The 23,966-nt window shown below is 65.2% G+C and carries 22 protein-coding genes and 1 tRNA gene; 14 read left to right on the plus strand and 9 right to left on the minus strand.

Going from position 1 to position 23,966, the window contains the following annotated elements:
* Positions 1 to 4: 4 nt before the first annotated feature.
* The 4 genes from EYB42_RS13105 to hslO form a co-directional block, all read right to left on the minus strand.
* Positions 5 to 1,852 carry an ABC transporter ATP-binding protein gene (locus tag EYB42_RS13105; protein ID WP_135450573.1) on the minus strand — a complete coding sequence of 616 codons (1,848 nt, stop codon included), beginning with the start codon at positions 1,850 to 1,852 and terminating at the stop codon, positions 5 to 7.
* A 162-nt stretch (positions 1,853 to 2,014) separates the two neighbouring features.
* Complete coding sequence (locus EYB42_RS13110; RefSeq protein ID WP_135450574.1) at positions 2,015 to 3,163, minus strand: CCA tRNA nucleotidyltransferase; 1,149 nt, start codon at positions 3,161 to 3,163, stop codon at positions 2,015 to 2,017.
* Positions 3,160 to 3,759, minus strand: coding sequence for a CoA pyrophosphatase (locus EYB42_RS13115; protein ID WP_135450575.1), 600 nt, complete (start codon positions 3,757 to 3,759; stop codon positions 3,160 to 3,162). The genes EYB42_RS13110 and EYB42_RS13115 overlap by 4 nt, the downstream gene beginning before the upstream one ends.
* Positions 3,756 to 4,742: an Hsp33 family molecular chaperone HslO gene (gene hslO, locus EYB42_RS13120; protein WP_135450576.1), complete on the minus strand. Its 987-nt coding sequence runs from the start codon at positions 4,740 to 4,742 to the stop codon at positions 3,756 to 3,758. Before hslO ends, EYB42_RS13115 begins: the two co-directional genes overlap by 4 nt.
* 79 nt (positions 4,743 to 4,821) lie before the next feature.
* Between hslO and EYB42_RS13125 the strand changes: the two genes are divergently transcribed.
* Positions 4,822 to 5,259, plus strand: a complete 438-nt coding sequence (locus tag EYB42_RS13125; RefSeq protein ID WP_135450577.1) for an NUDIX hydrolase — start codon at positions 4,822 to 4,824, stop codon at positions 5,257 to 5,259.
* On the opposite strand, the gene EYB42_RS13130 is transcribed toward EYB42_RS13125, so the two are convergent.
* Complete coding sequence (locus tag EYB42_RS13130; RefSeq protein WP_135450629.1) at positions 5,251 to 6,492, minus strand: PP2C family protein-serine/threonine phosphatase; 1,242 nt, start codon at positions 6,490 to 6,492, stop codon at positions 5,251 to 5,253. The two genes, EYB42_RS13125 and EYB42_RS13130, sit on opposite strands and share 9 nt — an antisense overlap.
* Before the next feature lie 194 nt (positions 6,493 to 6,686).
* Here EYB42_RS13130 and EYB42_RS13135 point away from each other — a divergent pair, with 194 nt between their 5' ends.
* Complete coding sequence (locus EYB42_RS13135) at positions 6,687 to 7,034, plus strand: Hpt domain-containing protein (RefSeq protein WP_135450578.1); 348 nt, start codon at positions 6,687 to 6,689, stop codon at positions 7,032 to 7,034.
* A 3-nt stretch (positions 7,035 to 7,037) separates the two neighbouring features.
* Here EYB42_RS13135 and ilvA read toward each other — a convergent pair whose 3' ends face one another.
* Positions 7,038 to 8,285, minus strand: coding sequence for a threonine ammonia-lyase IlvA (gene ilvA, locus EYB42_RS13140; protein WP_135450579.1), 1,248 nt, complete (start codon positions 8,283 to 8,285; stop codon positions 7,038 to 7,040).
* Positions 8,286 to 8,392: 107 nt separating this feature from the next.
* Here ilvA and EYB42_RS13145 point away from each other — a divergent pair, with 107 nt between their 5' ends.
* Both EYB42_RS13145 and EYB42_RS13150 read left to right on the plus strand, forming a co-directional pair.
* Positions 8,393 to 9,283: a hypothetical protein gene (locus EYB42_RS13145; RefSeq protein ID WP_167851021.1), complete on the plus strand. Its 891-nt coding sequence runs from the start codon at positions 8,393 to 8,395 to the stop codon at positions 9,281 to 9,283.
* 179 nt (positions 9,284 to 9,462) lie between these two features.
* Positions 9,463 to 10,692 (plus strand): argininosuccinate synthase, encoded by a 1,230-nt coding sequence (locus EYB42_RS13150; protein ID WP_135450581.1) that lies wholly within the window; start codon positions 9,463 to 9,465, stop codon positions 10,690 to 10,692.
* Between the two features lie 201 nt (positions 10,693 to 10,893).
* Here the strand turns inward: EYB42_RS13150 and EYB42_RS13155 are convergent.
* A tRNA-Lys gene (locus EYB42_RS13155) sits at positions 10,894 to 10,969 on the minus strand.
* Between the two features lie 96 nt (positions 10,970 to 11,065).
* On the opposite strand from EYB42_RS13155, the gene dapF reads away from it, so the two are divergent.
* From dapF to EYB42_RS13175, 4 genes are all read left to right on the plus strand, one after another.
* On the plus strand, positions 11,066 to 11,905 hold the full coding sequence (gene dapF / locus EYB42_RS13160) for a diaminopimelate epimerase (protein ID WP_135450582.1): 840 nt from the start codon (positions 11,066 to 11,068) through the stop codon (positions 11,903 to 11,905).
* A gap of 17 nt (positions 11,906 to 11,922) precedes the next feature.
* A complete protein-coding gene (mtaB, locus tag EYB42_RS13165) occupies positions 11,923 to 13,173 on the plus strand; it encodes a tRNA (N(6)-L-threonylcarbamoyladenosine(37)-C(2))-methylthiotransferase MtaB (protein ID WP_135450630.1) in 1,251 nt (416 codons plus the stop codon).
* Between the two features lie 109 nt (positions 13,174 to 13,282).
* A complete protein-coding gene (locus tag EYB42_RS13170; RefSeq protein ID WP_135450583.1) occupies positions 13,283 to 14,542 on the plus strand; it encodes a glycerate kinase type-2 family protein in 1,260 nt (419 codons plus the stop codon).
* A 131-nt stretch (positions 14,543 to 14,673) separates the two neighbouring features.
* The gene (locus tag EYB42_RS13175; protein ID WP_135450584.1) at positions 14,674 to 15,888 is read left to right on the plus strand and encodes a M24 family metallopeptidase; all 1,215 of its coding nucleotides are present in this window, start codon (positions 14,674 to 14,676) and stop codon (positions 15,886 to 15,888) included.
* Between the two features lie 117 nt (positions 15,889 to 16,005).
* On the opposite strand, the gene EYB42_RS13180 is transcribed toward EYB42_RS13175, so the two are convergent.
* Positions 16,006 to 16,782 carry a creatininase gene (locus tag EYB42_RS13180; protein WP_135450585.1) on the minus strand — a complete coding sequence of 259 codons (777 nt, stop codon included), beginning with the start codon at positions 16,780 to 16,782 and terminating at the stop codon, positions 16,006 to 16,008.
* Positions 16,783 to 16,881: 99 nt separating this feature from the next.
* Between EYB42_RS13180 and EYB42_RS13185 the strand changes: the two genes are divergently transcribed.
* From EYB42_RS13185 to EYB42_RS13210, 6 genes are all read left to right on the plus strand, one after another.
* Positions 16,882 to 17,775, plus strand: a complete 894-nt coding sequence (locus EYB42_RS13185; RefSeq protein WP_135450586.1) for a LysR substrate-binding domain-containing protein — start codon at positions 16,882 to 16,884, stop codon at positions 17,773 to 17,775.
* A 126-nt stretch (positions 17,776 to 17,901) separates the two neighbouring features.
* On the plus strand, positions 17,902 to 19,026 hold the full coding sequence (locus tag EYB42_RS13190) for a polyamine ABC transporter substrate-binding protein (protein WP_135450587.1): 1,125 nt from the start codon (positions 17,902 to 17,904) through the stop codon (positions 19,024 to 19,026).
* An 89-nt stretch (positions 19,027 to 19,115) separates the two neighbouring features.
* A complete protein-coding gene (locus EYB42_RS13195; RefSeq protein WP_135450588.1) occupies positions 19,116 to 19,961 on the plus strand; it encodes an ABC transporter permease in 846 nt (281 codons plus the stop codon).
* Positions 19,958 to 20,779, plus strand: a complete 822-nt coding sequence (locus EYB42_RS13200) for an ABC transporter permease (protein ID WP_135450589.1) — start codon at positions 19,958 to 19,960, stop codon at positions 20,777 to 20,779. The genes EYB42_RS13195 and EYB42_RS13200 overlap by 4 nt, the downstream gene beginning before the upstream one ends.
* Before the next feature lie 5 nt (positions 20,780 to 20,784).
* A complete protein-coding gene (locus EYB42_RS13205; RefSeq protein WP_135450590.1) occupies positions 20,785 to 21,864 on the plus strand; it encodes an ABC transporter ATP-binding protein in 1,080 nt (359 codons plus the stop codon).
* 239 nt (positions 21,865 to 22,103) lie between these two features.
* Positions 22,104 to 23,123: a GlxA family transcriptional regulator gene (locus EYB42_RS13210; RefSeq protein WP_135450591.1), complete on the plus strand. Its 1,020-nt coding sequence runs from the start codon at positions 22,104 to 22,106 to the stop codon at positions 23,121 to 23,123.
* On the opposite strand, the gene EYB42_RS13215 is transcribed toward EYB42_RS13210, so the two are convergent.
* Positions 23,120 to 23,962, minus strand: coding sequence for a sterol desaturase family protein (locus EYB42_RS13215; RefSeq protein ID WP_135450592.1), 843 nt, complete (start codon positions 23,960 to 23,962; stop codon positions 23,120 to 23,122). The two genes, EYB42_RS13210 and EYB42_RS13215, sit on opposite strands and share 4 nt — an antisense overlap.
* Positions 23,963 to 23,966: the final 4 nt, after the last annotated feature.

Below are 23,966 nucleotides of genomic sequence, written 5' to 3' on the forward strand. Positions count from 1 at the left end.
AATCCTATCCCGCCGCGTTTTCCTCCAGCCCGATGAAGCCGCCGGACTGCCGCGCCCAGAAGCGGGCATAGAGACCGCCCTTGCGCAGAAGGTCTGAATGGTGGCCGTCCTCGACCACCCGGCCGTCCTCCAGCACCACGATCCGGTCCATCGCGGCGATGGTGGACAGGCGGTGCGCGATTGCGATGACCGTCTTGCCCTGCATCACCCCGTAAAGCGCGCCCTGGATTGCGGCCTCGGCCTCGCTGTCCAGGGCCGAGGTCGCCTCGTCAAGGATCAGGATCGGCGCGTCCTTCAGGATCACCCGCGCGATGGCGATGCGCTGGCGCTGCCCGCCGGAGAGCTTGACCCCCCGTTCGCCAACATGGGCGTCATAGCCGCGGCGGCCCTGCGGATCCTCAAGCGTCAGGATGAAGTCATGCGCCTCGGCCTGTTTCGCGGCGGCGATCATCATCTCTTCGGTCGCGTCGGGGCGGCCGTAGAGGATGTTGTCGCGCACCGACCGGTGCAGAAGCGAGGAATCCTGCTGAACCATGCCGATCTGGCGGCGCAGGCTCTCCTGTGTGACATCGGCGATGTTTTGCCCGTCGATCAGGTTCGCGCCCGATTCGGTGTCGTAGAAGCGCAGCATCAGCTTGACCAGCGTCGATTTCCCAGCGCCCGAGCGGCCGACGACGCCGATCTTCTCTCCCGGCCGGATGGTCAGCGTGACATCGCGCAGCCCCCCGAAGCCGCGGCCGTAGTGGTGGCTGACGCCCTTGATCTCGATGAGACCCTTCTCGAAACGCAGTGCGGGGGCGCCGGGCCGGTCCACCAGGGCGATCGGCTGGGCGATGGTCTGCATGCCCTCGGCCAGGGTGCCGAGGTTCTGCGCCAGGTTGGTCGAGGCCCACATGATCCAGTAGGTCATCGAGTTGATGCGCAGCACCAGCGCCAGCGCCGCCGCGACCACGCCGACCGTTGCCGTGCCCTGCACCCAGAACCAGACCGCCAGCCCACCGACCCCCAGAATCAGAAGCCCGTTCAGGAAGGTCAGCGCCATGTCCATCCGGGTGACGATGCGCATTTCCGTCTGGAAGGTCTTGCGCGCGCGCTCGATGGCCTCCTTCGCGTAGTCCAGTTCCTGATCCTGATTGGCGAAAAGCTTCACCGAATGGATGTTGGTATAGCTGTCCACCACCCGCCCCGTGACCGCGCTGCGCGCCTCGGACGAGACGGTGGCGGCGGGCCCGGCGCGGCGGATCGTCCAGCGCATCAGAAGCACATAGCCGGCGAACCACAGAAGCAGCGGAACCATCAGCCGGGGATCGGCCTCGGCCAGCATCAGCAGCGCGCCGACAAAGGTGGCAGCGGCAAAGGCGGCCATGTCGAAGACCTGGAACACCGCTTCTCCTGCGGCCGGGGGGGCCTGCATGATGCGGTTGGCGATGCGGCCGGCGAAATCGCTTTCGAACCAGCCGACCGGTTGGCGCAGCACATGCCGGTGCGCCCGCCAGCGCATCATGGTGCCGAAGTTGGTCAGGATCGTGTTGTGCAAGAGGCTGACCGAGCCCCCGGCGACCAGCGGTCGCAGGATCAGCACCACCAGCGCGACCAGCAGCAGTTCGGACCAGTGCGCGGCCAGAAAATCGGCCGGGGACTGGCCGGCCATCTGGTCCACCAGGCGGCCCAGATACCAGATCATCCCCACTTCCAGCACGGCATTGCCGACCGAGAACAGCCCGGCAAAGGCGAATACACCGCGGAAGGCGCGGACATAATCCTTCAGGAAGGGCCAGAGCCGCCGGGGCGGATTGTCGGTCTCCGCATAGTGTTGATACGGATCGACGAGGTTTTCGAAGAAGTGGAACATTGTGGGGGAACCCGGCAGAAAGTGCAGCGATGGAATGATGCGGGGCCGGAACGCGACCACCGCGACGGGATCGGTCGACTCAGCCGAGGCGAGGCGTAATCCCGTGTTCCATGCCGGTCTCCTTCTCGGGCTGCGATCTGGTAGCCCAAGCGGGTCGCATTGTCACGCCCCTTTCAGCAGCTCCTCGCGGCTGGCGGTCAGGCCGGATGCCAGCCAGCGCGCCTCCAGTTCCTTCAGCCGGGCGCCCAGTGCCGCGCCTTGCAGGGCGGGAATCAGGTCGGCGGCGGTGACCGGAAAGGTCGCTGCCGCCCCGCGGGCGACCTCTGCCTGCCAGCCGGGGGGGAGAGGGGTGCCAAGGCAGGCTGCGCGGGCAAGTACCGCGTCGGCGGCCAGGTCCGCCCCGAGCTTCCAGCCCAGAACGGCGGGATCGGCTGCCGCGCCGATGGCGTTTCGCAGCGCGTCCAGATTGCGGGCCTCTGCCCGCGACAGACGAAGTGCCGCTGCGGGGTTCTCGCCGCCCAGAACAGCCAGCCGCCGCAACCAGCGCGGAGCGACGGCGGCATCAAAGTGGACCAGCGGTGCCAGCGCGCGCGGGTCAGCCCCGGGCAGGACGACCCGCAATACACCTGCCTGCGCCATGGCTGCCACGGCGGGCGCGGGATCACGCGCGGCAAGCAGCTTGCGCAGTTCGGCCGTGATGCGTTCGCGTGAAATCGCCCCCAATCCTGCGGACAGGGCCGCGCAGGCGGCCAGACCCTCTGGATCCAGGCCCTGATCGGGATCACCGTAGCAGGCATGAAAACGGAAGAAGCGCAAGATGCGCAGGTAGTCCTCGCGGATGCGGGTTGCCGCATCGCCGACGAACCGCACACGGCGCGCCAAAAGGTCGGGCAGGCCGCCCAGCGGGTCGATCACCCGGCCCAGCCGGTCGGCATAAAGCGCGTTCATGGTGAAATCGCGTCGCGCCGCGTCTTCCTCGATTCGCGTCGAAAAGGCCACTACGGCGCGGCGACCATCGGTTTCGATGTCGCGGCGAAAGGTCGTCACCTCGTGCGGCCGGCCCTCGGCCACGACCGTCACGGTGCCGTGGTCAACACCAGTGGGCACGACCTTGAAGCCGGCAGCTTCGGCGATTTCCGAGACGGTTGGGGGCGTCGCATCGGTGGCGATGTCCACGTCTGCAACCGGCACCTGCAGCAGGGCGTTTCGCACGCAGCCCCCGACCAGAAACGCCTGGTGGCCTGCGCCTTCCAGCGCGGCACACAGGGCCTGCGTTCCGGGATGTTCCAGCCAGTCGCCCGCGACCTTCATGCCCGTGCCCGTTCTGCCAACCCTCGCAGGATACGCGCGGTGGCACCCCAGATGTAATAGGGGCCGTAGGGCACGGCGTAATAGCGGCGCCAGACCCCCATCCAGCGGCGACGCTCGATGGCATATCGGGCTGGCGTCAGGACATGGTCGAGAGGAACCGTGAAGATTTCATCCACCTCGCCGTCCTCGGGCACGGGGTCGAAGGTGCCATGGATCAGGCCGACGAAGGGGGTGACGGCAAAGCCGGTGACTGTTTCGTGGACCGGCAGGGAGCCAAGGATCTCGACACGGGTCGGGTCGAGGCCGATCTCCTCGTGCGTCTCTCGCAGGGCTGCGGCCTGTGGGCCGTCGTCCGAGGCATCCACCTTGCCGCCGGGAAACGCGATCTGGCCGGGGTGATGCTTCAGCCGCGATGACCGCTTTGTCAGTATGACCCCGGCACCTTCGGGTTTCAGCCAGATCGGCACCAGAACCGCAGCCGGGCGCAGAGGCCGGTCCGGCGACGGACGGAGTCCGGGATTCAGATCGAAATCCGAGGACGGCCCAGCCTGGCGCGACAGGGCATCGCGCAGCCGGGCCTCGACCGGATCGGTCATTCCGGCTTGACCGCTTCGAACCCGAGGGTCTTGGGGTCCAGCTCGTAATGCGCACCGCAGAACTGGCAGTCGGCGGTCACGACGCCCGCCTCGGTCGTCATCTTCGCGATGTCCTTCTGGCTGTAGATCGACATAGTGTTGCGGACCTTTTCCTCGCTGCAAGAGCAGCCGAAGCGCACCGGCTGGGCGTCGAACACCCGCGGGCCTTCCTGGTGAAACAGCCGCACCAGCAAGTCGGTAGGCGTGACCGAGGGACCGATCATTTCCAGTTCCTCGACGGTGTCGAGCAGCATGTTCGCGCGGTTCCAGTCGTCGGATGCCTCTCCGCCCAGGATGTCGGCATGGGTCAGAAGCCCGCCCTCGCCGCTGCCCTGCTCGGCGGCGACACCGCCCGTCGCGGGCATGTGCTGCAGCATCACGCCGCCCGCCCGCCAGCGCAGGGGACGCCCGGGTTCGGCGCTTTCGCCGAAGGCCAGCGCAAATCGGGTCGGGATCTGTTCGGACTGGGCGAAATAGGTTTCGGCGCAGGCCGAAAGGCTGCCACCGGCAATGGGCGTGAAGCCCTGATAGGGCAGCATGCCTTCGCCCTGATCAAGCATCACGGCAAAGTAGCCTTCGCCAATCTGGCTGAACGGGTCGGCATGGGGATCAAGCCGGTCGGCATCATAACTGGCATAGGCGCGGATGCGGGCAGGCTGGCCGTCCTCGGTCGGGCCGTAATAGTCGGTCGCGATCAGCCGGGCCGGGCCATTGCCGCGGACCTGAAGGGAAAGTTTCCAGCGCAGCTTGATGGTCTGGCCGATCAGCGCCGTCAGAAGCGCGGTCTCGGCCACCAGTGCCTCGATGACGGAAGGATAGGCGTGCTGTTTCAGCACCTGGTCCAGCACCCCGTCCAGCCGCGCGACGCGACCGCGGATGCCCGAGGCGTCCAGTTGGAATGGCAGGACGGTATCGTCCCAGGCGATCTGTGAACCGGTAGACATGGGGGGTTTCCTGAAACTGCCAGTGTTGGCATATCGCGCCTATATAGGCAGCACAACCGACGGTCCAAGGGGGATGCGCATGATCAGACGCCATGGCGAGCCGGTGAAACCGGGGCAGGGCTACATCCGCAGGCCTGGCGTCTATGCGATCCTTCTGCGGGGCGACCATATCCTGACCACCCACCAGGCCGAGCCGGTGCCAGAATTCCAGCTGCCCGGCGGCGGTATCGACCCCGGCGAACAGCCGATCCCGGCCCTGCACCGCGAAGTGCTCGAAGAAACCGGATGGCGGATCGCCGTCTTCCGGCGGCTGGGGGCATTCCGCCGGTTCACCTACATGCCGGAATACGACCTTTGGGCGGAAAAGGTCTGCACCGTCTATCTGGCGCGTCCGGTCCGCCCCCTTGGTCCGCCGTCCGAGCCGGGCCATGCCGCGATCTGGCTGCCGGTGGAAGAGGCGTTGGTGCGGCTCGGCAATGCAGGCGACCGGGCAATGCTGGCCGATGCGCTAGCCTAGGTCCAGCACGACGCCGGACACGTCGTCGGCAAAACTTTCGCTGCCCGATTGCCGCGCCAGATCCCGGATCAGCGCTTCCAGAAGCTCGGCCCCGCCTAGTCCGGCCGAGGTCTTCAGGCTGGTCTTCAGGCTGGTCGTCAGGCCGTCTTCCCCGAAGTCGCGCCCAGAAGGCAGAGGACATTCGGTGATGCCATCCGACACCAGGATGAGCCGGTCACCGGGGGTGAACGGGATGTCTTCCCATTCGTATGTCGCGCCGGGAACCAGGCCGATGGGAAGCCCGCCCCGCCCCAGCCGCTGCACCGCGCCGGATTTGCGCAAAAGCATGGGGTGCGGATGGCCGGCCTGCACAAGGCTGATCTGCTGCGCCACGCGGTCGGCGACGGCAAAGACCATCGTGAAGTACTGTTCGACCTGAATCTCCTCCAGCATCAGGCGGTTGAACCGTTCGGCCACCGCTTCCGGCGGCAATAGGACATGGGCACCCCGCGGCCCTTTCTGGAATGCCAGGTTCTGTTCGGGGGAAGATCCGGTCAGGAATCCGGCAAGGCGGGCCGTCATCATCGCCGAGGCAACACCGTGGCCGGAGACGTCGATCGAATAGACCGCCACGCGGTCGTCATCGACCCGGAAGCTGCCGACCAGATCGCCCCCCACCCGCCCCGAATTCCGCAAGAGCAGCGACGCCCTTGCCCAGCCATAATCCCGCACCCGGTCGCGAACCAGCGTCTGCTGCAACTTCCGCGCTTCGATCAGGTCGCGGTCGAGCGAATCGTAAAGGTCCTGCAATTCGACAAGGGTTTTCGCGATGACCCGGTTCTTTGCCAGCAGCTCTGCCTGCATGGACAACATCCGCTCTCCCGCGCGAAGTCGGGCGCGAAGTTCGCTGCTGGCGACGGGCTTGGTCAGGAAGTCGTCGGCCCCGGCCTCAAGGCCATCGGCGATCTCGGCCTTTTCCGACTTGGAGGTCAGAAGCACGAAATAACCGTAGTTCTCGCGCCCCAGATCCCGGAACCGGCGGCAGAATTCCAGGCCGGACATGCCCGGCATCATCCAGTCGCTGATGACGATATCCACGCCTTCCGTGGCGCAGAAATCCAGCGCGGCAAGCGCAGATTCGCGTTCCGTCACCCTGTAGCCCCAGCGTCGCAGCTGCATCGACAGGATGTGCCGCTGCGCCCGGCTGTCATCGACAATCAGCACATGACGCACCCCGCCCGCGACTGGCGTCATCCGATCGTCTGGCAGCGTGATGGACAGCACCGGCAACCCCTTCCTGACCGAAGGTCCAGTCTGGCCTTGCCTGTTTAACACTGGGTGAACGGTAAAATTGCAGGCGATTGCCACAGCCCTGTCGACTTCGGGCCCATCAAATGCTGGGTTCGCCACTTCACGCTGCTTGCGTGGACATCAGGGGGACTGCCGACATGATCGACTGGAAGCGGATAGAGGAACTGCGCTGCGAAATCGGCGTTGGCGGTCTTGCCGAGGTGGCCGACATGTTCCTGGAAGAGGCCGAGCAGGCCGTCCGCGCCCTGTCTGCCGGCCCCGCACCAGGCGAGTTGGAAGCGCATCTGCATTTCCTGAAAGGCAGCGCACTGAACCTCGGGCTCAGCGATCTTGCCGCGATCTGCCAGGACGGCGAACGCAAGGCCGCCGCGGGATACGGGGCGCTGGTCGATCTGGCGCAGGTGCTGAGGGTCTATCGCGCCTCGCGCGCGCAGCTGGTTGCAGGCTTGCAGGGTGGGGCGGTGTCTGAAGGCACGGCGGCCTGAAGGTCAGATCAGGAATTCTGCCAGCGCCTCGTCGGCGGTGATGTCGCGGAAGGCAAGTCCCGCCGCATCCATCCGGTCGGTGAAATGGCGGAAATTGTTGGCATCCTTGGTTTCGATCCCGATCAGCACCGACCCGAAGTTGCGTGCCGATTTCTTCAGGTATTCGAACCGGGTGATGTCGTCGTCGGGGCCCAGGAGGTTCAGGAACTCGCGTAGCGCGCCGGGGCGTTGGGGCATGCGCAGGATGAAGTATTTCTTCAGCCCGGAATAGCGCTGGGCGCGTTCCTTGACTTCGGGCAGGCGCTCGAAGTCGAAATTTCCGCCCGACGTCACGCAGACAACGGTCTTGCCCCGGATCTCCTCGGCCAGTTCCGGCAGGACGTCGACAGACAGGGCACCGGCAGGTTCCAGCACGATGCCCTCGACGTTCAGCATTTCCAGCATCGTGACGCAGATGCGGTCTTCGGGGGCCAGATGCACCGCCTCGCGGGGGATCCAGGCAAGATGAGCGTAGTTGCTGTCGCCGATGCGCGCCACTGCCGCACCGTCAACGAAGCTGTTCACCCGGGGCAACCTGGTCGGGCCGCCCTCCCGCAGGGCGGCGGTCAGGCTGGCCCCGCCAAGCGGCTCGACGAACCGGAACCGGACCGAAGGCGCCACCTCGCGCATGTAGCGCGTGACACCCGAGGCCAGGCCGCCGCCGCCCACAGGCAGTATCACGAAATCCGGGGCGCGGCCCAGCTGGTCCAGGATTTCCACTGCCACGGAGGCCTGCCCCTCGATCACGTCGGGGTCATCGAAGGGCGACAGGAAATGCGCGCCCTGTTCCGCGCAGAAGGCCTGGGCCGCGGCAAGGGTCTGATCGAAGTAGTCACCGGTCAACTCGATGCGCACGTGGCCGCCGCCGAACATACGGGTCTTGTCGATTTTCTGCTGCGGTGTGGTGACCGGCATGAAGATGACGCCTTCCACCCCGAAATGCCGGCAAGCATAGGCAACGCCCTGCGCATGGTTTCCCGCACTGGCGCAGACGAACTGGCGCTGCTCGGGCTGGCGGTCGCGCACCTTGCGCATGGCGTTGAAGGCACCGCGGATCTTGTAGCTGCGGACCGGCGAAAGATCTTCACGCTTCAGCCAGATGTCGGCGGCGAATCGCTGCGACAGATGGTCATTCCGCTGCAGGGGCGTTTCGGGAAACAGTCCGCGCAGGGCCTTGGTCGTGCTTCGTGCGGCTTCCGGAAACGCTGACATTGCGCTGCTATACCTTTGGTTTATACAGGTTGCCATATTCTTGCCACGATCGGCGCGTCGGATCGAAGGCCAATCCCATCATGCCATCCAGACAGGGAGTTCCGGCAATGCGCAAGATGCAACTGACCACGGTGCTTGCGGCATCGCTTCTGATGTTTTCGCCGGCGGTTCCGGTTTTCGACCTGGATGCCGCAGGCGCTGCCCATGCCAAGGGCAATGGCAACGGCAATGGCAACGGCGGCGGGAACGGCAAGTCGGAGTCCAAGAAATCCGAGTCGAAGTCGGCCGAGAAGTCGAAGGGCAACTCTGACAAGTCGGCCAAATCCGCGGCGACGAAGAAGCCCAAGCCCGCCGCGGCAGAGGGGGCCAAGGCCGCCAAGGGCAAGCCAGTGAAGAACGGCGAACTTGCCCCGAACGAACTGGGCAAGATGAACGGCGCGATGAATGCCAACATCAACGCGGTCCTTGCTCATATCCGCAACGGCCAGACGACGAAGGGCCCGGTGGGGCTGCTGGCCGGTCTGGCGGTGGCGGACACTTCAGCTGCTGCGGCGGCAGACAGGGCAGCCGAACTGGAGGCCCGTGCAGACAGCTTCGACGCCCTTCAGACAAAGGTCGAGGAAGCCGGGTTTGCATCCGTCGATGAATACCTGCAGGCCAAGGCTGACGGCACGCTGACCGAAGAACAGCTGGCGCTGTCGGGGGACATCGACTCGCTGATCGGCGATGTTGGCGGCACCGACGAAACCGGGCTGCAGCTCGCCGAGAGCCGCCCCTCGGACGATGACATCCAGGCTGCCCGTGACGCCGCTGCGGCTGCGGCCGAGACGGTGATCGCGGCAGAACAGGCAATACTCGATGCCTGGAACAAGGACGGCGATGCCGTTGCCCTGCTGACAGCACTGCGCAACAAGCTGGCGCCGCACCAGGCCGCGATCGATGCCGCCGTTGCGCAGACTTCAGCGCCCGATGAAACGGCGGCCGTGGAGCCGGAATAGGAATCGGTCATCATCGTGAAGTGACCCGCCAGATTCCGTTCCTTTCCGGGAAGCGCGTGCCGCGGCATCGGGGCGCGCGCCCTGCTTTTCACGGCATTGCCCGGCCTGCCGACCTGGCCATTCTTGCCCTTGCCCCGGTTTCGCTTTAAGCGCCAGCGAAACCGGGACGGAGTGCATCCATGCAGAAGCCGAAGAAAGTTGTCCTCGCCTATTCGGGCGGGCTTGATACCTCGATCATCCTGAAATGGCTTCAGACGGAATACGGCTGCGAGGTCGTGACCTTCACGGCCGATCTGGGCCAGGGCGAGGAACTGGAACCGGCGCGGCAGAAGGCGCTGCTGCTGGGGATCAAGCCCGAGAACATCCACATCGTCGATGTGCGCGAGGAATTCGTGCGCGACTTCGTGTTCCCGATGTTCCGGGCCAACGCGCTGTATGAAGGGCTGTATCTTCTGGGCACCTCGATCGCCCGGCCACTGATCAGCCAGCATCTGGTGCGCATCGCCCATGAAACCGGGGCCGATGCGATTGCGCATGGCGCAACGGGCAAGGGCAACGATCAGGTGCGGTTCGAACTATCGGCCGCGGCACTGGACCCGGCGCTCAAGGTGATCGCGCCCTGGCGGCTGTGGGATCTGACCAGCCGGACGAAACTTCTTGAATTCGCCGAGGCGAACCAGATCCCGATTGCCAAGGACAAACGGGGCGAGGCACCGTTCAGCGTCGATGCGAACCTGCTGCACACCTCTTCGGAGGGCCGGGTGCTGGAGAACCCGGCCGAGGAATTCCCCAACTACGTGCTTCAGCGGGTCGTGCCCGTGGAAGAGGCCCCCGATGCGCCCGAAATGGTGGAGATCACATTCGAGAAGGGCGATGCCGTTGCGATAAACGGCGAGGCGATGAGTCCGGCCACCATCCTTGCCCGGCTGAACGAACTGGGCGGCAAGCATGGCGTGGGCGTTCTGGATCTGGTGGAGAACCGGTTCGTCGGCATGAAGAGCCGCGGGGTCTATGAAACCCCCGGCGGCACGATCCTGCTGGAGGCGCACCGGGGAATCGAGCAGATCACCCTGGATTCGGGCGCCGGCCACCTGAAGGATTCGATCATGCCGCGCTATGCAGAGCTGATCTACAACGGCTTCTGGTTCAGCCCCGAACGCGAGGCACTGCAAGCCCTGATCGACAAGACCCAGGAACATGTTACCGGGACGGTGCGCGTCAAGCTTTACAAGGGGTCTGCCCGGACGGTGGCGCGCTGGTCGGATCATTCGCTTTACAGTGAAAAGCACGTCACCTTCGAGGAAGATGCCGGCGCCTACGACCAGAAGGATGCCGAAGGTTTCATTCGGCTGAACGCACTGCGGTTGAAACTGATTGCAACCCGCAACGCGCGCGTGGCGAAGAAGTAGGCATAACCATCGGTCCGGGCCCCTTTTCTGGCGGGCCCGGTCGTCCCGCGGCGGCAATCCCTGCGTCCGGTGTTCGGGGCAGGGGCGTGTCGCAATGCGGCAGTCTTCAGGAAAGCAAGGCATCCCGTGAGCGGAAAGCCCTGGGCACAGACATGTCATGCCCGTGATGGCCAAAGCCTTTTCACCGTCGATGTCTGGAAGTGGTGAGCCGGACAGGATTCGAACCTGTGACCCGCTGATTAAAAGTCAGCTGCTCTACCAACTGAGCTACCGGCCCCACGAGGCGGCTGATTAGTCAGGCCCGCTCACAGGGTCAAGGGCAAAAACGTGCTGTGTCTTTCAAAAGGTTCTCTGCGGGCGTATATGCCGGGGCATGAAGGATACAAACAGCCAGACCGGCCTGCCGTTCATGAAGATGCACGGCGCAGGCAACGACTTCGTGGTGATCGACTCGCGCGGGCGCGCGACGGTCATGACGGCTGGCCTGGCAAGAGCCGTGGGTGACCGGAACCGTGGCGTGGGGTTCGATCAGCTGGTCGAGATCACCGATGCACCGGGCGCCGATTTCGGGTTGGTGTTCTGGAACAGTGACGGCAGTCAGGCGGGGGCCTGCGGCAATGCCACGCGCTGCGTGTCGGACCATGTGATGCGGGGGCGGGGGATAGATCGGGTGACCCTGACCACCGCGCGCGGCGCGCTGCGGGCCGAACGGGCGGCGGATGGGCGCGTCTGGGTGAACATGGGGCAGCCGCAGCTGGACTGGCAGGCGATTCCCCTGGCGCAGAAGGTTGACCACCTGCATCTGCCATTGGCCGGCGATCCTGTGGCCGTGGGAATGGGCAACCCTCACTGCGTGCATTTCGTTCCGGATGCTGAAGCGGTGGACCTTGCCGCGCTCGGCCCGAAGATCGAGCATGATCCGCTTTTCCCGCAGCGAACCAATGTGGAATTCGCCACTCTGCTTTCGCCATGCCGCATGCGCATGCGCGTTTGGGAACGGGGTACTGGCATTACCCTTGCGTGCGGATCGGGTGCCTGTGCCACGGCGGTCGCGGCACATCTGCGCGGCATCAGCGGGCCACGTCTGGTGCTGGAGGTCGATGGCGGCACGCTCGAGGTTGACTGGCGCGATGATGGCGTCTGGCTGACCGGGCCGGTGGCGCGGGTTTTCGACGGGGTGCTTCTGCCCGAATTCCTGGCAGCCGTCGCATGAACGCGCCCGCACATCCCGTGCAAGCGCCGGTCTTTGCCACGCTTGGTTGCCGGCTGAACGCCTACGAGACCGAGGCGATGAAGGAACTGGCCGCAGCGGCGGGCCTGTCGGATGCGGTGATCGTGAACACCTGCGCCGTCACCGCCGAGGCGGTGCGCAAGGCCCGGCAGGAGATCCGGCGCCTGGCGCGGGAAAACCCAGGCGCGCCAATCATCGTGACGGGCTGCGCCGCGCAGACCGAGCCCGAGACCTTCGCCGCCATGCCCGAGGTGACCCGCGTCGTTGGCAACCACGAGAAGATGCAGGCCGCGACCTGGAAGGCCATCGCTGCGCCGGACCTGATCGGCACGACCGAGAAGGTGCAGGTCGATGACATCATGTCGGTGCGCGAGACGGCCGGGCATCTGATCGACGGCTTTGGTCGGCATCGGGCCTATGTGCAGGTGCAGAACGGCTGCGACCACCGCTGCACCTTCTGCATCATTCCCTATGGCCGGGGCAATTCGCGCTCGGTCCCGGCGGGGGTGGTGGTCGAGCAGATCAGCCGGCTGGTGGACCGCGGTTTCAACGAGGTGGTGCTGAGCGGGGTGGACCTGACCTCCTGGGGCGCCGACCTGCCCGGCCAGCCGCGGCTGGGCGATCTGGTGCGGCGGATCCTGAAGCTGACCCCGATCCCGCGCTTGCGGATCAGCTCGATCGATTCCATCGAGGCCGACCCTGCGCTGATGGAAGCGATCGCGACCGAGCCTCGGCTGATGCCGCACCTGCACCTTTCATTGCAGGCCGGCGACGACCTGATCCTGAAGCGGATGAAGCGGAGGCACCTGCGCGACGACGCCATCCGCTTCTGCGAGGAGGCGCGACGGCTGCGGCCCGATATCGTCTTCGGGGCTGATATCATCGCAGGTTTCCCGACCGAGACCGAGGCGATGTTCCAGCGCAGTCTGGATCTGGTGATCGACTGCGGCCTGACCTTCCTGCATGTCTTTCCCTTCTCGCCTCGCAAGGGCACCCCTGCCGCGCGGATGCCGCAGGTGAAGGGGCCCGAGATCAGGGACCGTGCGGCACGGCTGCGGGCGCTGGGCGACCGGGTTCTGATGCAGCACCTTCAGGCGCAGGTCGGCCGGACGCACCGGGTGCTGACCGAAGGTCAGCGCATCGGCCGGACGGAACAGTTCGCCGAAGTCGTTTTTTCCGCCGATCAGCCCGAGGGCGCGATTCTTGACCTTTCCATCCGGGGCCAGGACGGCGCCCGGCTGCTGGCCTGATCGCGCTGCCCTGTCGCAAACGCCCGGCGATGGCGGGAAACCGAGATCGACAGGGCCGGCCGAATCGTCATGATCGGGCGGGGCAGATGCCTTGTGAGGACCGGCAGCCGTGACCGATGAGGACCGCGCTTTCCTGACCGCCTTGTTCCGCTCTGCGGTGGCGGCGGCCGACCCGGAACGGGCACTGGCCGCACATCTGCCCGCCCGGCCTCGGGGCCGCACGGTCGTCGTCGGCGCGGGCAAGGGGGCGGCGCAGCTGGCGGCGGCCTTCGAGCGGCTCTGGGACGGGCCGCTGGGGGGCGTGGTTGTCACCCGATACGGCTACGGCTGCCCGACGCGCAGCATTCGCGTGATGGAGGCAGCGCATCCCGTGCCCGATCCGGCGGGACTTGCGGCCTCGGCGGCGCTGTTCGACGCAGTTCGTGGCCTTGGCCCAGATGATCTGGTAGTGGCGCTGGTCTGCGGCGGCGGTTCGGCCCTGCTGCCCTGTCCGCCGGGCAACCTGACGCTGGAGGACGAGGTGGCGCTGAACCGGGCGTTGCTGGCCTCGGGGGCGCCGATCTCGGTGATGAATGCGATCCGCAAGCAGGTGTCGGGCATCAAGGGCGGGCGGCTGGCGGCGGCCTGCCATCCGGCGCGGGTGGTCACTCTGGTGGTTTCGGACGTGCCGGGTGATGATCCGGCCCAGGTTGCCAGCGGACCGACCGTGCCCGATGCGACGACACGGGAGCAGGCCCGGGCGCTGGTTGCCAGCTGGCGGATCGACCTGCCGCCGCGGGTGGCTGGCTGGCTGGCCGGAGACGCAGAGCCCGCGCCCCTGCCGGATGATCCGGTCTTTGCCCGCAATGAGGTGCATGTCATCGCCTCGGCCCGGCTGTCGCTTGAGGCCGCCGCGCAACGGGCCCTGGCGATGGGTGTTCCGGCCGTGATCCTGTCGGACGCCATCGAGGGCGAGGCGCGTGATGTGGGCCGGGTTCATGGCGCGATCGCCCGCGAGGTGGCGGCCCGCAACCGCCCCTTTCCGCGCCCCGTGGCGATCCTGTCGGGCGGAGAGACGACGGTAACCTTGCGCGGCAGTGGAAAAGGCGGGCGGAACAGCGAATTCCTGCTGGCCCTGGCGCTGGCGGCGGAAGGGGTGCCCCTTGCGGCACTGGCTGCGGATACCGACGGTATCGACGGGTCCGAGGACAACGCAGGCGCCTTTGCCACCGGCGCCAGCGCAGCGCGGCTGCGGGCTCTGGGGCATGACCCTGCTGCGCTTCTGGCTGCCAATGACGCCTACACTGCCTTTGCGGTCCTGGGCGACCTGTTCGTTCCCGGCCCCACCGGCACGAACGTCAACGATTTCCGCGCGATCCTCTTGCGCTAATGGCGCGGCCATCTGCTGTCGGCTGACGGCTGGACCGGCGCAAATAGCAGGATTTCCATAACAAATTTCTGGCTGCTTCCCTGGGGCAGTAATGTCCGGCCAGCGCCTTCGAACAGGGAAAGGATCACGCGATGACCGACGACATGCTGCATGTCATGGAATGGCACAATGGGGAGAAGGACTATTCACCCTTCTCCGACGCCGAAATGAAGCGCCGTCAGGATGACGTGCGCGGCTGGATGGCCGCGAACAACGTCGATGCGGCGCTTTTCACCAGCTATCACTGCATCAACTACTATTCCGGCTGGCTTTACTGCTACTTCGGCCGGAAATACGGCATGGTGATCACCCAGGATGCAGCGACCACCATCTCGGCCGGGATCGACGGCGGCCAGCCCTGGCGCCGGACCTTCGGCAACAACATCACCTACACCGACTGGCGGCGCGACAACTACTACCGGGCAGTCCGGCAGCTGACGCCGGGCGTCAAGCGGCTGGGGATCGAGTTCGACCATGTCAGCCTTGATTTCCGCAATGCGCTGGAGGCGGCGCTGCCGGGGGTGGAGTTCGTCGATGTGTCCCAGCCCTCGATGTGGATGCGCACCATCAAGTCGGCCGAGGAGCAGAAGCTGATCCGGACTGGCGCACGGATCGCCGACGTGGGCGGCTGGGCCGTGGCCAAGGCCGTCAAGGCGGGCGTGCCGGAACATGAGGTCGCCATCGCCGGGACCAGTGCGATGATCCGCGAGATCGCAAGTTCCTTCCCCTTCGTGGAACTGATGGACACCTGGACCTGGTTCCAGTCGGGCATCAACACCGATGGTGCGCACAACCCGGTGACGAACAAGAAGGTCAAGTCGGGCGAGATCCTGTCGCTCAACACCTTCCCGATGATCTTCGGCTACTACACCGCGCTGGAGCGGACGCTCTTCTGCGACCATTGCGACGACGCGAGCCTCGACATCTGGGAGAAGAACGTCGCCGTGCACCGCCGGGGCCTGGAGCTCATCAAGCCCGGCGCCAAGTGCAACGAGATCGCGCTGGAACTGAACGACATGTACCGCCAGTGGGATCTCCTGAAATACCGCAGCTTCGGCTACGGCCATTCCTTCGGCGTCCTTTCGCACTACTACGGCCGCGAGGCCGGGGTGGAACTGCGCGAGGACATCGAGACGGAACTGAAGCCCGGCATGGTGGTGTCGATGGAGCCGATGGTCATGCTGCCGGAAGGCACGCCAGGGGCAGGCGGCTACCGCGAACACGACATCCTGATCGTGACCGAGACGGGCGCCGAGAACATCACCGGCTTCCCCTTCGGACCGGAACACAACATCATCAAGAACTGATCCCCCATCGGGACAGCGCGACAGGGGCCGGGTCATCCGGCCCCTTTTGCTTGCACCCCGCGACCGGTCAAAGAAAAAGGGGGCCGAAGCCCCCCAGGTCACCAGGAAGAAGCTTGCTCAGCCGAACTCGGCCCGCAGCGCGCCGACGATGCCCGCCGTGCAGACCTCAAGCAGGATGTGCCCCTTTTCGACCGAGGCGTCCTTCGGCGAGGACAGCGTGCCCGAAGGGGGCGTCCATTCCGGCTTGACCGGGTAGACGTCATAGGGCGGGAAGGTCGCGGGCGCATGATCCACCGCGCGGTCGAGATGGACGTGTTCGGGATGCAGCGCCAGCATCAGCGATGTCTCCAGCACGCCGCCGTGTTCCACGTCCCAGCCGGGGAAGCCGCCAGGATACAGTCTGGCGATGGCCTCCTTGTGGACGAAATCCCAGTAGGACAGCACCACGATTTTCATGTCGGTGATCCCGTCCCAGCGCAGTTCGCGCAGGGCAAGGTCGATGCCTTCGACGATGAACCAGGAATTCTCGAAATGGCCGTTCACAAGGCAGATCCTGCGCACGCCGTGGCGGGCGAATTCCTTGATCACGTCCTTCAGTGCCGCGACCAGCGTGGCACCGTCCAGGCTGGTCGTGCCCGGCAGGTGGTTCCCGCCACCCGATTTCTGGTGCGACTTGTAGCCATAGGTGAAGGGCGGCGCGACGAGGGCTCCGATTTCAAGCGCAACACGGCGGGCGAATTCGGTGGGCAGAAGCACGTCCACATGCAAGGGCATGTGGTGGCCGTGCTGTTCCATCGACCCGATCGGAATCAGGATCGGTGTCTGCCCGCCCTTCACGGCGGCGGCGTAGTCGGGCCAGGTCAGCTCCGAGGCGAAGGCGGTCGTGTGTTTCATGGTGGCCAAAATCTGCAAGGGTGATGGCGAAAATCTACGTTGCCGGAGGTGCATAAGGAAAATAGATTGCCCCAATGCTTCCATTGGCGGGGCAAATCCATGGCACTGATCACCAATCTGCCCACCGACCTGTTGCGCACCTTCATCGCGGTAGTGGAACTGGGGGGGCATTCCAAGGCCGGGGCGGTGCTGGGCCGCAGCCAACCTGCGATTTCCCTGCAGATCCGGCGGCTGGAGGAACTGGTGCGCGCGCCCCTGCTGACGCAGGAGGGCCGCGCCATCCACCCCACCCCCGCAGGCGAGGCGCTTCTGTCCTATGCCCGCGAAATGGTGCGCATCAACGACGAGGCGGTGCGCTGTTTCCACCGTTCGGACATGACGGGCGTGCTGCGCATAGGCCTGCCCACTGATTACGCGGTGGCCTTCCTGCAGAACACCCTCACCACCTTCCTGCGCCACCATCCGGACGTGGACCTGGAGATTCACTGCGACCTGAGCCGCGAGTTGCATCAGCTGCTGCGTTCGGACGACCTGGACATCATCGTTGCCACCATGCCTACGGCGCGAATGCCCTATCTGTCGCGCGCCTGGGTGGAACAGCCGATCTGGGCCGCGTCGGAAACCATGGCCATGGACGCATCGCGCCCGGTGCCGCTGGGCGCCCATCTGGAAGGCTGCGACTACCGCGCTCGAATGATCGACGCGCTGGACGGTGCGGGCCGGCGCTGGCGCATCGTCTATACCGGCCCTGGCATCTCAGGCCTTCAGAACGCGGTGCTGAACGGTCTGTGCGTGACGGCGTTGACCCAGGCCACCATGCTGCCCGGGATGCGCGAACTGGGCGAGGACGAGGGATTCCCGAAGCTGGAGCCGCTTCGGGTCGGGCTGTTCTACAAGCATCCACGCCTGTCTGCCGCAGGCCTTCAACTGGTCAGCGACCTTGTGGCCGGCCTGGAAAGCGTGGGCTCGGGCGTCAAGACCTTGCCGGGCTGACGAAATCGCGGGCCATATAACCGGCGCTTATCAATGGATTTCAAGAACCGATTTTGTTCTCGCCTTCCGGTCTCCTAACGTCGCAGCCACGAACACGGCCTTGCGGCTGAAACGGGGAGTATCGGAATGACCAAGACCGAGGTGATTGCAAAGGGCCTGACGCGCCGGGCACTTCTTGCGTCCGGGGCAGCCGCGCTGGCCACGCCCATGCTGTCGCGCCGCGCCTTCGCCGCGCCGACCGAGTTGACGATGCTGGCCTGGTATGGCCACGCCGAGCCCGACATCGTGGCCGAGTTCGAGGCCGAGAACAACGTCAAGTTCGTGCCGAAATACTACACCGGCGGTGACAACATGCTGGGCCTGATCTCGCAATCGCCGCCCGGCACCTTCGACGTGATCCTGTCGGATGCCGAATATGTCCAGGCGCTGAACGCGGCGGGCTATGTCGAGGAGCTGGACCCGGCCGACTATGCGCTGGATGAATACTTCCCCGAATTCCAGCAGTTCCCGGGAAACTGGCAGGACGGCAAGCTGTTCTCGCTGGTCACGCGCTTCGGGTTCCTCGGCGTGGCCTACAACACCGACGCGCTGACCGAGGCCGAAGCTGCGACCTACAATGTGTTCTGGGCCGAAAAGCTTAAGGGCAAGGTCGGCCATTTCGACTGGCACCTGCCCAACCTCGGGCAGATGAGCCTTCTCAACGGCAACCCCGCCCCCTACGACATCGACGAGACCGCCTGGGAGGCGGTCAAGGAAAAGACCATGTCGCTGCGGCCCCAGATCGGCGGGTTCTTCGACTATGGCGGCACCTTCTCGTCCTTGAACGACGGGCAGATGCTGGCCTTCTGCGGTATCGGTGACTGGATCACCGGGGTTCTGGAGAAGAACGGCGCCAAGGTGCGCACCGTGATCCCGGAAGAGGGCGGGCTGCAATGGTCGGAATGCTTCTCGATCGGCAAGGGTTCGCAGAAGGCGGATCTCGCGAAGAAGTGGATCCAGTACATCACCTCGGCCAAGGGTCAGGCAAAATCGGCCCAGATGGCGGCCTATCCGGCGCTGATCCCGAACGCGAAGGGCTGGGAGGTCCTGCAGGCCGAGAACCCGGATGAAGCCAGGCGTCAGGGCATGACCAAGGACGCCGGCAACGTGATGGACATGATCCGGGCTGGCCGGATCAAGTATCGCGAATGGCCCATCCAGCAGGATCTTGAGACCTGGAACGACTTCTGGTCCGAATACAAGGGTGCCTGACCATGGTGCCTGAGCCCCAGGCCCTGACATTGCCGGCTGGCGGGGCTTCCCTGCCGGCCGGCGCCCCATCAGCCGGAGTGCGCCCGACGATGCGACGCAGGATTTCCCTTTACGGCATGACCTTCGCACTGCCGCTTCTGATCTGGCAGATCCTGTTCTTCTTCTTTCCGCTGGTCTTCCTGGTCGCCCTGTCGTTCTGGACGGTCAGGAACTTCGCCATGCAGCCCGATTTCGACACGGTGAACTGGGCGACGATGTATGGCCGCACGGTCTTCTGGCAGGCCTACGGCACGACGCTGGCGCTGGCCGCCGCGGCATCCGTTCTGACCAGCTTGCTGGCCTTTCCCGCCGCCTATGCCATCGCCTTCAAGCTTTCTGACAGCGCCCGGCGCTGGGCGATCTTCCTGATGGTGATCCCCTTTTTCACCAGCTACCTGGTGCGCGTCTATTCCTGGCAGATCTTCCTGTCGGACAATGGCATCATCAATGTGATCCTTGGCTGGGTCGGCCTCGGGCCCTTCCCGATGCTGAACACGGTCTTGGCCACGATGATCGGCTACCTCACGCTCAGCTTCCCGCTGGTCGTCCTTCTGCAACTCTTCAGCCTGGCCTTCATCGACCGCACCCTGATCGAGGCCGCGCACAACCTGCGCTGCGGGCGCGTCCGCACCGTGTTCGAGGTGGTCATCCCCTCGGCCCGCACCGGCCTGGTCATTGCAGCGCTCTTTGCCTTCATCCTGTCGTTCGGCGATTTCGTAAGCCCGATCTACCTGGGCGGCGGTGACCCGACGACCCTGTCGATCCTGATCACCGACACCACAAAATCCGGCCAGCAGTGGCCCCGTGCAGCAGTCATTGCACTGACCATGATCGGCACGCTGATGGTCGTGGCCTTCGCTGCCGTCAAATTCGCCTACAAGGGGAAATCGACATGAGCGGTGCCGCCGATCTGAACCGCAACCGCGCGGTGGACTGGGCGCTGATGGTCTACATCCTGCTGGCCTATGCCTTCGTCTTCGCCCCCATCGCGGCAAGCTTCGTCTTCAGTTTCAATTCCGACCGCTTCCCCTCGCTGCCGCTGGGAGAGTTCTCGCTGGAATGGTATCGTGCGGTGGCCAACGACCCGCTGGTCTGGCAGGGCGCGCGCAACACCCTTCTGGTGGGTGTCGCGGTCGGCGTGATCTCGACCGTTCTGGGCTTCGGGGCGGCCTACACCGACTATCGTTACCGGTTCGCGGGCAAGCAGGTCTATCTGGCCCTGGCGCTGCTGCCGCCGACGATTCCCGTGGTCATCCTGGGGCTTGCGATGCTGGCCTATCTGTCCCGCATCAACCTGTCGGGCAATGCGCTGTCGGTCATCATCTCTCATGTCGTCGTCTGCGCCCCCTTCGCCATGGCGATCATCCGGCTGCGCCTGTCGCAGATGGACCCGGCGCTGGAGCCCGCCGCCTGGAACCTCGGCGCCTCGGAATGGGCAGCGATGCGGCATGTCATCATTCCGTTCTGCGCGCCCGCGATCCTTGGCGCGCTCTTCATCACCATGGCCGTCTCGTTCGACGAATTCGCCGTGGCCTGGTTCGTCTCGGGCCTGAACGAGACGCTGCCCGTCAAGGTGCTGGGCTTCCTGCAAGGTCAGGTCAGCCCGCGGATCAACGCGATCGGCACCTTCGTCTTCATCCTTTCCATGAAGCTTGTGATCCTGGCACAGCTGCTGCTGTCCGGTCGCAGCGCCAGGGTGCCCGAAAAGGAGTAGGCCCCATGACCCGCGATACCCTGGTTTCCTTCGAAGGTGTGGTGAAACGTTTCGGTGCCTTCGTCGCCGTGCAGAAGCTGGATTTCGAGATCAAGAAGGGCGAGTTCCTGGCGATCATGGGCTCGTCGGGCTGCGGCAAGACCACGACGCTGCGGATGCTCGCGGGGCTCGAGGCGCCGACCGAGGGCGTGATCCGCCTTGCCGGCAAGCCGATCAACGACCTGCCGACCTGGTGCCGGGACACACCTATGGTCTGGCAGAGCCTTGCGCTGTTTCCCTTCCTGAACGTCCGCGAGAACGTCGAATTCGCGCTGAAGATGCGCGGCGTGGGCAAGGCGGAACGGCGGCGGCGGGCCGAACACTGGCTTGAACGGATGCAGATCGCCGAATTCGCCGAACGCAACATCTCGCAGCTTTCAGGAGGCCAAAGGCAGCGGGTGGCGCTTGCGCGGTCCTTGGTGGTGGAGCCAGAGATCCTGCTTCTTGACGAGCCGCTTTCGGCGCTCGACGCGGCGCTGAAGGTCCGGATGCAGTCGGTGCTGAAGAACCTGCAGCGCGAGACCGGGATCACCTTCGTCTATGTCACGCACAGCCAGTCCGAGGCCTTTTCCATGGCCGACCGCGTGGTGATCATGAGCCGGGGCAAGATCGAACAGATCGGCACACCGCAGGAAATCTACCGCACCCCGCGCACGCGGTTCGTGGCGGATTTCCTGGGATCGTCAAACCTTTTCACGGGTACCGTCCGCAAGGCTGGCGCAGGGCTGGAACTTGACAGCCCGGTCGGTCGTCTGCGGCTTGCCGGCGGGGCTGAGGCCGGAACGTCGGCCACGATCACGGTTCTGGATACCAAGACCCATCTCAGCGTTGCCCCGCCGGCCGGGAATGTGAACGCGGTGCCGGTCAGGGTGATCGGCGAGGAATTCGTCGGCGCGACCGCGACAGTCTATCTGGAGACGGCGCAGGGCCAGGAAATCCGGGTGCAGAAGGGACATGACGAACTGGCCGACCTGCCCCTTGGCATCGGTCAGCCACTGTTTGCCTGGTGGATGCCCGAAGATGCCCATCTTGTCGCGGAAGGCTGAGCCATGATCCCCTTTCACAGCGCACGTCTTGGTCCCGCCATTGCCGATCTGGCGAAGGAAAGGCACGCAACAAGCCTGATGTTTCTGCAGGGTGGCGGTATCAGCCCGGAGCAGCTGCGTCGGGTCCCTCTGCCCGGTTTCCCGTTCGCAGCCCTTCTGCGGCGACTTGCTTCTGGACTTGCCGGCAAAAAGCGCTGAAAGGCTGATCCGGGCCCCACCGTTTCAGGGAAGGAATCGTCGTGACACGCCATGCCGATGAACAGAGCTTTCACAGCGCAACGGCCGTGATTCCCCGCGGGGTGGCGCATTTCCGTCTGCCCGGCCCCGCCCCGACACGCGACTTCGCCTTTCTCGCCCTGCCGCGCTTCACGCTGCTGGCCTTTTCCTCGGCTGTCGAGCCGTTGCGTATCGCCAATCAGCTGACCCAGCTGCCGCTGTATCGCTGGCGGCTGGTCAGCATGGACGGAAAACCCGTCGAAAGCTCGGCCGGGGTGCGGATCGAGGTGGATCAGGGTCTGGCCCCCCTGGGACGAGAGGTCACGGTGGTGGTCTGTTCCGGCACCGATGCAAGCCAGGCTGCCGACCGCAAGGTGCTGAACTGGCTGCGCGACCATTCCCGGCGGGGCGGGGGGCTGGGGGCGATCTGCACTGGGGCCTATACGCTGGCCCGTGCCGGACTTCTGGGCGACGACACGCCTGCGGTCCACTGGGAAAACCGTCCGGCGTTCCGCGAGCTTTTTGATGTCGAGCCGCTGGAACAGATCTACGTGATCGGTCGCAAGCACTTTTCCTGCGCCGGCGGCGAGGCCGGGGTTGACATGATGCTGGCCCTGATCGCCCAGGACCATGGGCAGAAGCTGGCCGATGCCGTGGCCGAGATGTGCCTGCACAGCCGCCGGCGCGAAGCGAACGTGACTCAGAAAAAGGTCTATCCCGCCCCGATGACAGCCCGCCACCCGGCCATCGCCCGGGTGATTGCGGCAATGCAGGAAAACATCGCGACCCCGCTGGATCAGGACGAACTGGCTGCGATCTTCGGCCGTTCGCCCCGGCACCTGGAGCGGGTATTCAAGGCGGTGCTGCAGGAAACGCCGAAAAGCTACTATCTTGGCCTGCGTCTGGAAGAGGCGCGCAATCTGCTGGCCGACACCACGATGTCGATCCTGGAGGTCGCCATCGCCACGGGCTTCAATTCCCGCTCAAGTTTTTCAAAGGCCTATCGCAGCCGGTTCGGCATAAGCCCCTCTCGCTATCGCTAGCGTCGGTCGTTCGCGGGATCCAGCGCGTGGCCCGAGGCCGGGCCACGCAAGGGCTGCACCAGCATCCGGTCCAGCCATAGATCGCGCGGGGTGCGGAACTGTTCGATCCCGATCTGCATCCCTTCGTGGCCCTTGGCAGGCTGGGCGATGTAGGTGCCGAAGAGCCGATCCCACCAGGGAAACGAGAAACCATAGTTCGAATTCGTCTCGCGCGGGTCGATGGAATGATGCACGCGGTGCATGTCGGGTGTCACCAGAACCCAGCGCAGCATCCGATCCACCCCGCGTGGCAGGGCGACGTTGCCATGGTTGAACAGCGCGGTCGCGTTCAGGATCACCTCGAAGGCCAGCACTGCCACTGCCGGCGCCCCGATTGCGCCGACGACCGCCAGCTTGATGAGCATCGACAGCAGGATTTCGACCGGATGAAAGCGCAGGCCTGTCGTGGCATCGAAATCCAGGTCGGCATGGTGCATCCGGTGCAGCCGCCACAGGCCCGGCACGGCGTGAAAAAGGACGTGCTGCAGGTAGATCGCCAGATCCAGAATCAGGATCGAGACGAGGATCGCAACCCAGACCGGCAGGTCCAGCCGGTTGAACAGACCCCAGCCCTGCGCCTCGGCCGCGGTCGCAAGCCCGACCGCCAGAACGGGAAAGGCCAGCCGCAGGATCGCCGTATCCAGCACGACCAGCGCAAGGTTGTTGGTCCAGCGGATGACGCGGGGAATTTCCAGCCGCCGGCGGGGGGCGGCCAGTTCCCACAGCATCATCGCCACCAGAACCGACAGGAAGGCCCCAAGCCGGATCGTCACTTCATGGGCAAGCAGATAGCCGATCATCCCT

The organism is Tabrizicola caldifontis (genome assembly GCF_004762095.1).
GTDB classification, from domain to species: domain Bacteria; phylum Pseudomonadota; class Alphaproteobacteria; order Rhodobacterales; family Rhodobacteraceae; genus Tabrizicola; species Tabrizicola caldifontis.

Excerpts from the sequence above, each read along its gene's own strand:
- EYB42_RS13105 (WP_135450573.1), bottom strand. The coding sequence starts at position 1,852 with ATGTTCCACTTCTTCGAAAACCTCGTCGATCCGTATCAACACTATGCG.
- EYB42_RS13110 (WP_135450574.1), bottom strand. The coding sequence starts at position 3,163 with ATGAAGGTCGCGGGCGACTGGCTGGAACATCCCGGAACGCAGGCCCTG.
- EYB42_RS13115 (WP_135450575.1), bottom strand. The coding sequence starts at position 3,759 with ATGACCGATCCGGTCGAGGCCCGGCTGCGCGATGCCCTGTCGCGCCAG.
- hslO (WP_135450576.1), bottom strand. The coding sequence starts at position 4,742 with ATGTCTACCGGTTCACAGATCGCCTGGGACGATACCGTCCTGCCATTC.
- EYB42_RS13125 (WP_135450577.1), top strand. The coding sequence starts at position 4,822 with ATGATCAGACGCCATGGCGAGCCGGTGAAACCGGGGCAGGGCTACATC.
- EYB42_RS13130 (WP_135450629.1), bottom strand. The coding sequence starts at position 6,492 with ATGACGCCAGTCGCGGGCGGGGTGCGTCATGTGCTGATTGTCGATGAC.
- EYB42_RS13135 (WP_135450578.1), top strand. The coding sequence starts at position 6,687 with ATGATCGACTGGAAGCGGATAGAGGAACTGCGCTGCGAAATCGGCGTT.
- ilvA (WP_135450579.1), bottom strand. The coding sequence starts at position 8,285 with ATGTCAGCGTTTCCGGAAGCCGCACGAAGCACGACCAAGGCCCTGCGC.
- EYB42_RS13145 (WP_167851021.1), top strand. The coding sequence starts at position 8,393 with ATGCGCAAGATGCAACTGACCACGGTGCTTGCGGCATCGCTTCTGATG.
- EYB42_RS13150 (WP_135450581.1), top strand. The coding sequence starts at position 9,463 with ATGCAGAAGCCGAAGAAAGTTGTCCTCGCCTATTCGGGCGGGCTTGAT.
- dapF (WP_135450582.1), top strand. The coding sequence starts at position 11,066 with ATGAAGGATACAAACAGCCAGACCGGCCTGCCGTTCATGAAGATGCAC.
- EYB42_RS13175 (WP_135450584.1), top strand. The coding sequence starts at position 14,674 with ATGACCGACGACATGCTGCATGTCATGGAATGGCACAATGGGGAGAAG.
- EYB42_RS13180 (WP_135450585.1), bottom strand. The coding sequence starts at position 16,782 with ATGAAACACACGACCGCCTTCGCCTCGGAGCTGACCTGGCCCGACTAC.
- EYB42_RS13185 (WP_135450586.1), top strand. The coding sequence starts at position 16,882 with ATGGCACTGATCACCAATCTGCCCACCGACCTGTTGCGCACCTTCATC.
- EYB42_RS13190 (WP_135450587.1), top strand. The coding sequence starts at position 17,902 with ATGACCAAGACCGAGGTGATTGCAAAGGGCCTGACGCGCCGGGCACTT.
- EYB42_RS13195 (WP_135450588.1), top strand. The coding sequence starts at position 19,116 with ATGCGACGCAGGATTTCCCTTTACGGCATGACCTTCGCACTGCCGCTT.
- EYB42_RS13200 (WP_135450589.1), top strand. The coding sequence starts at position 19,958 with ATGAGCGGTGCCGCCGATCTGAACCGCAACCGCGCGGTGGACTGGGCG.
- EYB42_RS13205 (WP_135450590.1), top strand. The coding sequence starts at position 20,785 with ATGACCCGCGATACCCTGGTTTCCTTCGAAGGTGTGGTGAAACGTTTC.
- EYB42_RS13215 (WP_135450592.1), bottom strand. The coding sequence starts at position 23,962 with ATGATCGGCTATCTGCTTGCCCATGAAGTGACGATCCGGCTTGGGGCC.